Below are 9,750 nucleotides of genomic sequence, written 5' to 3'. Positions count from 1 at the left end.
TTGAGTTCTCAAGGAACGGACGCTTCCTTCGTACTCACCCTCTCGGGCTTTCCTCCGGGCGCTTCCCTTCGGTCTTGCGTTTCCGACTCTATCAGTGTTTTTCCGGCCCTCTGACCACCGTCCTGCAGGCATGCAAGAGATGACCCCGAGATAGGATCTGACAAGTTGGGTGCTGCTGGGCAAGGACGCCTAGTCGCGTCACTCAGCCCCAAGCAGGAGTACGACTGTACACGCGGCCGCGGAGCGGGTGCAAATCGATTTGCGGTATGGTCTAGACCACTCCGAAGTGCTCACGCGGAACCGGCACTTCATGTGACATACCCTGCTGAACAGTGTGCCGTCCGGCACAGGCAGCGACGGCCCATAACGATCTCCACCCCTGGGAGGCTTCCCATGACCACCGTCACGTCCCCACTGGCAGGACGCGCCGTCGGACTGGCGTCCGTACCGGATCCCGTCTTCTCCGGGGCCATGGTCGGCCCGGGCACCGCTATCGACCCCGTGCGTGAGCCCTCCGAGGCCGTGTCGCCTGTGGACGGAGTCATCGTCTCTCTCCACCCGCATGCCTTTGTCGTCGTCGACGAGCAGGGCCACGGTGTGCTCACTCACCTGGGTATCGACACCGTGCAGCTCAACGGCGAGGGCTTCGAGCTGCTCGTGAACAAAGGCGACACCGTGACGCGTGGCCAGAGCATCGTGCGCTGGAACCCCTCGGCGGTCGAGGCGGCCGGCAAGTCTCCGGTGTGCCCGATCATCGCCCTCGAGGCCACCGCTGAGGCTCTCTCCGAACTGCGGGACGATGGCGATGTGAAGGCCGGCGACAGCCTCTTCATCTGGAAGTGACTCGGGTGCCGTCACTGGACGGCATGTAGGGACGACAACCACCGCGGCGGCGGGACCCGCCGCACTATCGGAGACGGGTGAGATGGAGACAACGCTGCGAGGCGTCGGCGTGAGCCACGGTGTGGCCATCGGCGAGGTTCGGCACATGGGAACGGCGGTGCTCGAACCGCCTGCCAAGCAGATTCCGGCCGAGGACGCGGAGCGTGAACAGGGGCGCGCCCGCAAGGCCGTGGAGGCTGTGGCAGCCGACCTGATGGCGCGTGGCAACCTGGCGGGAGGCGAAGCCCAGGCCGTGCTCGAGGCGCAGGCCATGATGGCCCAGGACCCCGAGTTGATGTCGGACGTGGACCGGCGTATCGCCGTGGGCAGCACGGCCGAGCGGGCCGTGTACGACGCCTTCGCCGCTTATCGCGAGCTGCTGGCCGGCGCCGGTGAGTATCTCGCCGGTCGCGTGGCCGACCTTGATGATGTGCGGAATCGTATCGTCGCCCGGCTGCTGGGGGTCCCGATGCCGGGTGTCCCGGACAGCGACGAGCCCTATGTCCTGGTGGCTCGCGACCTCGCTCCGGCCGACACGGCGCTGCTGGACCCGACCCTCGTGCTCGGCTTCGTCACCGAAGAGGGTGGGCCGACCAGCCACAGCGCGATTCTGGCGAGGGCGCTCGGTGTGCCGGCCGTGGTCGCGCTTCCGGGTGCCGGTGAGCTCGCCGAGGGCACGGTCATCGCGGTCGACGGAAGCACCGGCGACATCTTCGTGAACCCGAGCGACGAGAAGAAGGCCGAGCTGGAGGCCGCTGCCGCCCAGCGCAAGGCCGCTCTCGCGGCATCGACCGGGCCGGGTGCCACCGCTGACGGCCACAAGGTGCCGCTGCTGGCCAACGTCGGCGGGCCGGCGGACGTTCCGGCCGCCGTCGAGGCGGGCGCTGAGGGTGTCGGTCTGTTCCGTACCGAGTTCCTGTTCCTCGACGACAGCAAGAAGGCGCCGTCGGAGGAGAAGCAGGTCGAGGCCTATCGTCAGGTTCTTGAGGCCTTCCCGGAGGGCCGGGTCGTCGTACGTGTCCTGGACGCGGGTGCGGACAAGCCGCTGGACTTCCTGACGCCGGCCGATGAGCCCAACCCGGCGCTGGGTGTGCGCGGTCTGCGGACGCTGCTGGACCACCCCGAGGTGCTGCGCACCCAGCTGACGGCGCTCGCGAAGGCGGCGGAGGGGTTGCCGGTCTACCTCGAGGTCATGGCCCCGATGGTGGCGGACCGCACCGATGCCAAGGCGTTCGCCGACGCGTGCCGTGAGGCCGGGTTGCGGGCGAAGTTCGGTGCGATGGTGGAGATTCCGTCCGCCGCGCTGCGGGCACGCTCGATCCTTCAGGAGGTCGAGTTCCTCTCCCTGGGCACCAACGACCTCGCGCAGTACACCTTCGCCGCGGACCGTCAGGTGGGTGCGGTGTCCCGCCTGCAGGACCCGTGGCAGCCCGCGCTCCTCGACCTGGTCGCGCTGTCCGCGGAGGCGGCCAAGGCGGAGGGCAAGAGCTGTGGCGTGTGTGGCGAGGCCGCTTCCGACCCGCTGTTGGCGTGTGTGCTGACCGGTCTGGGTGTCACCTCCCTGTCCATGGGCTCGGCGTCGATTCCTTATGTCCGGGCGACGCTGGCGAAGTACACGCTGGCGCAGTGCGAGCGAGCCGCCGCGGCCGCCCGGGCTGCGGACAGCGCCGAGGAAGCGCGCGATGCCGCTCAGGCGGTGCTGTCCGGCGAGTAGTCGGACACCGACGGCTGTCTGCCTGTCGTTGAGGGGCGCTCGACCTGAGGGTGGAGCGCCCCTTCTCCTTTGTTCAGTGCTGGTGTCCAGGGTGCGCTGCGTCGCCCCCGAGGTCCGGTGGGACGCAGTAGTCGACCCCTGATTCCGGGGAGATGAGGTCTCCGGATTCGATGTCGGTGCAGTAGGCGTCGAAGACCTCGCCCGCGGTCAGGGGTTCCAGCCCGTCGCCGCGAAGACGCCATCCGTAGATCCGGTCGGAGATCCCCTGCGCGCTGGTCCGCATCACGAGTCCGCCGGGGCTTCGGGTGGCCAGGCCGAGGGCGAGAACGGTCGTGAACTCCAAGGCTTCGGCCTCGTCGAGGCGTGTGGCGCCCTGGGCGTCGTCGTCGGCGTGCAGGACGGAGACGAGTGTTTCTGGGGTTCCCGTGACGCTGCAGACGAGGTGTCGGCTCCCGGGTTGGGCCGTGTCGAGGACGCGAACGAGGAGGTCGGAGGCACGGGTGAAGGCCGCGCGACCGATGTCCTCGCCGCAGGTGGCGCAGGTGCCGAGGCGTGCCAGGAGTGTGGCGGCGTACTCCCATGTGGCCTGTCGTACGGCCTCGTCGACCAGGGTCGGGACGATGTCCGCCAGCGGCCGGCCGTCGTAGGGGACGGTGGGTCCGGTGGTCGCGAGTTCGGCTGTGAAGCGGGTGCGGCTCGACTGGACGTCGGGGTCGAGGCCTGCTTCCGCGCAGTACTCGGCGTACTCCTGTGGGTCGAAGAGGGCGATGGTCGTATGGCTGCCCTGGGAGGCCCTGGTCCTGAGCAGGGCCTCCACCTGTTCCAGATAGATCTTGTGGTCGTCGAAGGTGAAGCTGCGGTAGCGCCGCATGGCGCGGAAGTCGTGTTCGTCGGTCAGCAGGCCGATCGTGCCGGCGATCTCGCGGCGCAGGACGCGTCGCATCGTCAGGTGGTCGGTGTGCGCCATGTTTCCCCCTTGTGCACAGTCGATCAATGCTCACTCACAGTAACCGGCGGCACTGACAACGGCGTCGGGGCGAGGTCCACAGGGATCTGGGCGGCATGTATTCGTGCAGGTCAGGCGCGCTTGCGGGCGAGTTCCTCGTAGAAGTGGAGGAGGTCGAGGTTGTCGATGGAGCCGGGGTTGACCGCCTTGTCCAGGGGGGTGCCCTGGAGGAGGCGCTTGACCGGGACCTCGATGCGCTTGCCGGTGAGGGTGTGCGGGACGCCGGGGACCTCGATGATCTCGTCGGGGACGTGCCGTGGGGAGAGCTGTTCGCGGATGGTCTGTTTGATGCGGTTCAGCAGGGCCTCGTCGAGTACGGCGCCGGGTGCGAGGTGTACGAAGAGGGGCATCCAGTAGCCGCCGTCAGGCTGTTCGATGCCGATGACGAGGGATTCCTTGATCTCGGGGAGGCGCTCCACGGCTTCGTAGATGTCGGCCGATCCCATGCGGACGCCCTGGCGGTTGAGGGTCGAGTCGGAGCGACCGTGGATGACGACGGAGCCGCGTGAGGTGAGGGTGATCCAGTCGCCGTGGCGCCATACGCCGGGGTAGGTGTCGAAGTAGCTGTCGTGGTAGCGGCTGCCGTCGGGGTCGTTCCAGAAGTAGATGGGCATGGACGGCATGGGGTTGGTGACCACTAGCTCGCCCACCTCGTCGTGGACGGGTTTGCCACTGGGGTCCCAGGACTGGAGATCGGTGCCGAGGCCGGGGGCCTGGAGCTCGCCGATGTACACGGGCAGGGTGGGCACGGCGCCCGCGAAGCAGGAGCACACGTCCGTTCCGCCGCTGACGGAGGCGATCCAGAGGTCGTCGCGGACCTCGTCGTGCAGCCAGCGGAACCCGTCGGGCGGCAGGGGTGATCCGGTCGTGGCGACGCACTGCACCTTGGTGAGGTCGAAGTCGCGCGCGGGGTGCACGTCTGCCTTGCGGCAGGCCATGACGTACGCGGCCGAGGTGCCGTAGAGGGTGGCCCCCGTGCGTTCGGCCACTCGCCACTGTGCGCCGGTGTCGGGATAGCCCGGGCTGCCGTCGTAGAGGACGATCGTGGTGCCGGTGAGAAGGCCGGAGACGAGGAAGTTCCACATCATCCAGCCGGTCGAGGTGTACCAGAAGAAGCGGTCCTCGGGGCCCAGGTCGCAGTGCAGGCCGAGTTGTTTGAGGTGTTCGACGAGGATGCCGCCCTGGGACTGGACGATGGCCTTGGGAAGGCCGGTCGTCCCGGAGGAGTACAGGACCCAGAGGGGGTGCTTGAAGGGCACCTGCTCGAAGACGGGTTCCTCGTCGGCGGCGGTCATGGACGACCACTCCAGGGCGCCCTCGGGGGCCTCGGTGCCGAGGATCGGAATGTGCACCACCGCTCGCAGGGTGGGGAGTTCGCGGCGCAGTTCGGCGACGGTGTCGCGGCGATCGTGCTCCTTGCCGCCGTAGCGGTAGCCGTCGACCGTGAAGAGCACTACGGGTTCGACCTGCTGGAAGCGGTCGAGGACGCTGCGGGCGCCGAAGTCGGGGGCGCAGGAGGTCCAGACGCCGCCGACGGCGGCCGTGGCGAGGAGGGCTACGACGGCCTGCGGGATGTTCGGGAGGTAGCCGCTGACCCGGTCTCCGGGGCGTACACCGAGGGCGCGCAGCTCGGCGGCGAGGGAACCGACCTGGCGGCGCAGTTCGGCCCAGGTCACGGGGCGGGGTTCGTGGGATTCGTCGACGTGGAGAAGTGCGGGTTCGTCAGCGCGGGTGGCGGCGGCGCGCAGGGCGTGCTCGGCGTAGTTCAGGGTCGCGCCGGGGAACCATGGGGCGCCGGGCATGGAGCGATCGCCCAGCACGCGCGCGTAGGGGGTGGAGAACCGTACGTCGAACCACTCGGTGACGGCTTTCCAGAAGGTGTCCAGTTCGTCGACCGACCAGCGGTGCAGGGCCGCGTAGCCACCCTCGGAGGGGGCACCGTGGTTCGCGGCGGCCCACGCCTGGAACTTGGTGACCTGTGCTCGGGCGATGCGCTGCGGATCTGGCTGCCAGAGCGGCTGAGGGTTCACGATCGACATGGCGGCTCCCGGACTGTGCGCGTCGTGTGCGTCTTCCGCGCACGGCTGGGGTGTGCGCGTGACGCGGATGACACGGACGATGCCATGTGATCGACTTCTGCACCAGGGTGCGCCCCACACAGTCCGTGTCGTGAAGATGTGCTCCCAGCACGGGTGAACGGCAGTTGAACGGCACGCATGTGTGGGGCGGTCAATGGCAGGCTGAGCAGCATGGACGGTCGTGACCTGGTGCGTTCGATGAAGGTGGTCGGTTCTGTGGGGGCGGCCCAGGGGTTGCGTACCGTGCGAGCGGCGTGGCGCAGGAGGCGTGCGGACGCCGCGGGGCTGCCGCCCCGGGGTGCCGAGCGGGCCCGTGTGCCCGGGCCTGTGCAGGAGGTGCGGCCCGGTCCGGGCGGTGGCGTCATCCGGTTCAGCCGGTCCGAGCTGCGTGTCATGGTGACCGTGAACGGCGCCGTCTTCTGGGGCTGGGACGGGGCCGCTCCGGAGCCGTCGTACGCGCTCGCCGGCCGGTGTCCGGAACCGGATCCCCGGGCGGTGCTGGAGCCCGACAAGGAGGGTGGCTGGCGGGTCGTGGCCGGGCGGGTGACGGTCGTCATCTCGCGGCACGGGGCGGTCGAGGTGCAGACGCCCGGTGGTGTGACGCTGCGGCGCGATCTGCCGCCGCGCTGGTGGGAGCCCGTCGCGGGTGGGCAGGCCCGGTGGATGCAGCGGTCGGAGGTGGCCGCGGACGCGCGGTTCTTCGGCCTCGGCGGGCGGGCGTCGGGACCCCGGCTCAAGGACGGCACGTACCGGCTGTGGAACACCGACCCCGGGCATCCGTTCGGTCCCGGTGACGACCCGCTGTACATCACCATGCCGGTACAGCTGGTCGTGGCCGACGCGGCCACGCACCTGGTGTTTCACGACACCTCGTGGGACGGCACCGTGACGCTGCGGGAGGGCGAGGAAGGCGCCGGTTCCGGCCATGATCGGGCGGGGACCAGCGAGCTGCGAATGGACGGCGGTCCACTGCGCTGCTGGGTGATGGTGGGCACTCCCGCGCGCGTGCTGCTCGTCTGGGCCTCCCTGACCGGTGCGGCCGCGCTGCCGCCGGCGTGGGCGCTGGGCCACCATCACGCGCGGTGGGGGTTCGGCGGTGAGCAGGAGGTACGGCGGATCGTTTCGGGTTACCAGGAGCGGGGCCTGCCGCTGGACGCGGTCCATCTGGACATCGACCACTACGACGAGCACCAGGTGTTCACGGTCGACCATGAGGGCTTTCCCAAGCTGCCGCAGCTCGCGGAGGACCTGCGGCGGGACGGGATCCGCCTGGTGTCGATCGTCGACCCGGCGGTCAAGGCCGCGCCGGGCAACGCCTTGTACGAGAGCGGGACGGCCGAGGACGTGTTCGTACGGGACGCCTCGGGGCAGCTCGTGCGGGGCGTGGTCTGGCCCGGGGAGTCGGTCTATCCCGACTTCACGCACGCGCGCGTGCGTGAGTGGTGGGGTGGGCTGTACGAGGAGCGGCTGACGCAGGGTTTCTCGGGCTTCTGGCACGACATGAACGAGCCGACCTCGTTCACCGCGTTCGGGGAGTCGACGCTGCCGCGCTCCGCCAGGCACTCCCTGGACGGGCGGGGCGGCGACCATAGGGAGGCGCACAACGTCTACGGCCTGTGCATGGCCAGGGCGGGCTACGAGGGGCTGCGCGAACTGGCGCCCGGGGAGCGTCCCTTCGTCTTCTCGCGCTCCGGATGGGCCGGCATGCAGCGTTATGGTGGCACCTGGTCCGGTGACGTGGCCACGGGCTGGCCCGGGCTGCGGGCGTCGCTGTCGCTGGTGATGGAGCTCGGGCTGTGCGGGGTGCCGTACTCGGGGCCGGACGTCGGCGGGTTCGACGGGAGTCCTTCGCCGGAGCTGTATCTGCGGTGGTTCCAGATGGCCGCGTATCTGCCGCTGTTCCGTACGCATGCGAGTCTGCGGGCGGGGCGCAGGGAGCCGTGGGAGTTCGGTCCGGAGGTTCTGGAGCACGCGCGCGTGGCGCTTGTCGAGCGGCGGAGGTTGCTGCCGTACTTCGTGACGCTGGCGCATGTGGCGCGACGCTCAGGGGCGCCTTATGTGCGTCCGCTGTGGTGGTCGGCGCCTGAGGACCGCGCATTGCGCGACTGCGGGGACGCGTTTCTGCTGGGCGACTGTCTGCTGGTGGCGCCGGTGCTGGATCCGGGTGCCGACCGGCGTGCGGTGCAGTTGCCGCGCGGGCGTTGGTACGACACGGCGACGGAGAAGGCGTACGAAGGGCCGGGGCAGGTTCTTCTCGACGCCCCCATGTCACGGATCCCGGTGCTTGTGCGCTCGGGTGCCGTCGTCCCGGTACGTGGGGACGACGGCGGGCTGGAACTGGAGGTGTGGGCGCCCGCCCAGGGCCGTACCGGGGGCGGGCTGGTCGTGCCGGACGCGGGTGACGGCTGGGACGAGCCGGAGATCGAGCGCTACGTCACCCGCTGGGAGGGTCACAAGGTGGTCGTCGAGCTGGAGCACGAGACCGGTCTGATCCCGACGCCCCGTCCGGTGCGCGTGCGCGGGCTCGGCGAACGCCCGGCTCAGATGTAACGGCCCTCGAAGAAGGCCCGTACCGCCAGCGTGTGCAGCGGGAAGGCGAGCTCCTCCGCCCTGCGCAGGAGGTGCCAGCCCTCGGTCTCGTCCGTGGCTGCCGAGTTCGGCAGGCGGTCGGCGGGGCGCTCCGGGAGGAGGCCGAACAGCAGCAGGTGCCCGTCCGGCGAGCTCATCGCGTCGACGAGGCGCACGTCGCGGCCGGCGGCGTCGATGCCGGTCTCTTCCTTGAGCTCGCGGACGACGGCCTGCCGCCAGTCCTCGCGGTCGTCGATGTAGCCGCCGGGCAGGGCGATGCCGCCGCGCGCGGGGGCGACGGTTCGGGTGATGACGACCAGGGCGGTGCCCTTGGTGTCGTACACGGGCTGGAGTGCGACGGCTACCGGCAGTGGATTGCGGTAGGCCACGGCGCCGCACACCGGGCAGGTGCGCGGCCAGCCGGAGACGCCCTCTCCGTAGGGCGCGCCGCAGCTGGAACAGTGGGAGTCCGCTGCGGGGTTGGGAACGGAGGCTTGAGTTTCGGACACGCGGCGGACTGTATCCGATCAGTGGAAGGGCGTCTTCCGGGGGCCGGTCACTAGTTCCTCGTCAGGGCTTTCGAGGACACGGGGAAGTCGAAGTAGGTGTCGGGATAGGCCTCCGGCTTGTAGGTGTAGTGCCACCACTCCTCGGCGAGGTTCACGAATCCGAGGGCTTCGAGGGTGCCCTTGAGCAGTAGCCGGTTGGCGCGCCGGCTGCCCTGGATGCGCGGGTCGAGGGTGTGCGACAGGGTGTCGAAGCAGTCGAAGCCGGTGCCCATGTCGAGGGAGTTGTCGGGGAAACGCTCGCCCTGGGGCGCGTAGCAGGGCACCAGGGGCTCTCCTGGTACGTACGGCCTGGTGGGCTTGGCCGGCAGCCGGACGACGGTCAGGTCCACCGTCGAGCCACGGCTGTGGCCGGATTTCTCCGCGATGTAGCCGTCCAGGAAGAGTCGGGTCTTGTCGACGTCGGGATAGAACTCGCTCTTCATGGCCTGGTCGTCGAGGTCCTTGGCCCAGCGCACGAAGTGGTCGACGGCGCGCTGTGGCCGGTAGCAGTCGTACACCTTGAGTGTGTAGCCCTGGCGCAGCAGTCTCTGCTGAGCCTTGTGGAGCGCTTCGGCGGCGGGTCGGGTGAGGATGCACAGGGGCTGCCGGTAGCCGTCGATGCGCTCGCCCACGAAGTTGTGCGGGGTGAAGTACCGCATCTCCTGGACGATGGTGGGGTCCACGCTTCTCAGCGCCACGAAGTCCTTCGGCGCCTTGGGCTCGGTCTTCGCCTGGGCGGTGGCGGGGGTCGCGGTCACGGCCAGCAGCGTGGCCAGCGTGGTGATCAGTCCCCGTACCGCGGTCGACAGTCGTGTCATGTCTCCTGCATCTATCAGGAGTTGGGGTGGGCGGGGAAGCGGGCGGGCGTCATGTCCAGCCTGAAGATCGAACACGGCGCCCTGCCGCGTTCCGGTCGCCCGTGGCACACTTCTGACGTTCCGTCAGGTCACTCTC

The 9,750-nt window shown here is 69.5% G+C and carries 7 protein-coding genes; 3 read left to right on the top strand and 4 right to left on the bottom strand.

Annotated features, from left to right (window positions below; all coding sequences use genetic code 11):
- Positions 1 to 393: 393 nt before the first annotated feature.
- Both ACZ7NC_RS10470 and ptsP read left to right on the top strand, forming a co-directional pair.
- The gene (locus ACZ7NC_RS10470; RefSeq protein WP_471486704.1) at positions 394 to 843 is read left to right on the top strand and encodes a PTS sugar transporter subunit IIA; all 450 of its coding nucleotides are present in this window, start codon (positions 394 to 396) and stop codon (positions 841 to 843) included.
- An 82-nt stretch (positions 844 to 925) separates the two neighbouring features.
- Entirely contained in the window at positions 926 to 2,596 is a 1,671-nt protein-coding gene (ptsP, locus tag ACZ7NC_RS10465) for a phosphoenolpyruvate--protein phosphotransferase (protein ID WP_471486703.1), read from the top strand.
- A gap of 73 nt (positions 2,597 to 2,669) precedes the next feature.
- On the opposite strand, the gene ACZ7NC_RS10460 is transcribed toward ptsP, so the two are convergent.
- Positions 2,670 to 3,563, bottom strand: coding sequence for a hypothetical protein (locus tag ACZ7NC_RS10460; RefSeq protein ID WP_471486702.1), 894 nt, complete (start codon positions 3,561 to 3,563; stop codon positions 2,670 to 2,672).
- Positions 3,564 to 3,673: 110 nt separating this feature from the next.
- Positions 3,674 to 5,641, bottom strand: a complete 1,968-nt coding sequence (locus tag ACZ7NC_RS10455) for an acetoacetate--CoA ligase (RefSeq protein WP_471486700.1) — start codon at positions 5,639 to 5,641, stop codon at positions 3,674 to 3,676.
- A gap of 210 nt (positions 5,642 to 5,851) precedes the next feature.
- Between ACZ7NC_RS10455 and ACZ7NC_RS10450 the strand changes: the two genes are divergently transcribed.
- Entirely contained in the window at positions 5,852 to 8,230 is a 2,379-nt protein-coding gene (locus tag ACZ7NC_RS10450; protein WP_471486698.1) for a glycoside hydrolase family 31 protein, read from the top strand.
- On the opposite strand, the gene ACZ7NC_RS10445 is transcribed toward ACZ7NC_RS10450, so the two are convergent.
- Both ACZ7NC_RS10445 and ACZ7NC_RS10440 read right to left on the bottom strand, forming a co-directional pair.
- Entirely contained in the window at positions 8,221 to 8,757 is a 537-nt protein-coding gene (locus tag ACZ7NC_RS10445; RefSeq protein ID WP_471486696.1) for an NUDIX domain-containing protein, read from the bottom strand. The genes ACZ7NC_RS10450 and ACZ7NC_RS10445 overlap by 10 nt on opposite strands.
- A 50-nt stretch (positions 8,758 to 8,807) precedes the next feature.
- Positions 8,808 to 9,614: a M15 family metallopeptidase gene (locus ACZ7NC_RS10440; protein WP_471486694.1), complete on the bottom strand. Its 807-nt coding sequence runs from the start codon at positions 9,612 to 9,614 to the stop codon at positions 8,808 to 8,810.
- Positions 9,615 to 9,750: the final 136 nt, after the last annotated feature.

It is taken from the genome of Streptomyces sp. NPDC111802, assembly GCF_055634335.1.
The sequence above is the reverse complement of the archived record's forward strand: the minus strand, read 5'-3'. Positions and strand labels throughout refer to the sequence as shown.

Coding starts and splice junctions, on each gene's coding strand:
- ACZ7NC_RS10470 (WP_471486704.1), top strand. CDS start 394: ATGACCACCGTCACGTCCCCACTGGCAGGACGCGCCGTCGGACTGGCG.
- ACZ7NC_RS10440 (WP_471486694.1), bottom strand. CDS start 9,614: ATGACACGACTGTCGACCGCGGTACGGGGACTGATCACCACGCTGGCC.
- ptsP (WP_471486703.1), top strand. CDS start 926: ATGGAGACAACGCTGCGAGGCGTCGGCGTGAGCCACGGTGTGGCCATC.
- ACZ7NC_RS10455 (WP_471486700.1), bottom strand. CDS start 5,641: ATGTCGATCGTGAACCCTCAGCCGCTCTGGCAGCCAGATCCGCAGCGC.
- ACZ7NC_RS10460 (WP_471486702.1), bottom strand. CDS start 3,563: ATGGCGCACACCGACCACCTGACGATGCGACGCGTCCTGCGCCGCGAG.
- ACZ7NC_RS10450 (WP_471486698.1), top strand. CDS start 5,852: ATGGACGGTCGTGACCTGGTGCGTTCGATGAAGGTGGTCGGTTCTGTG.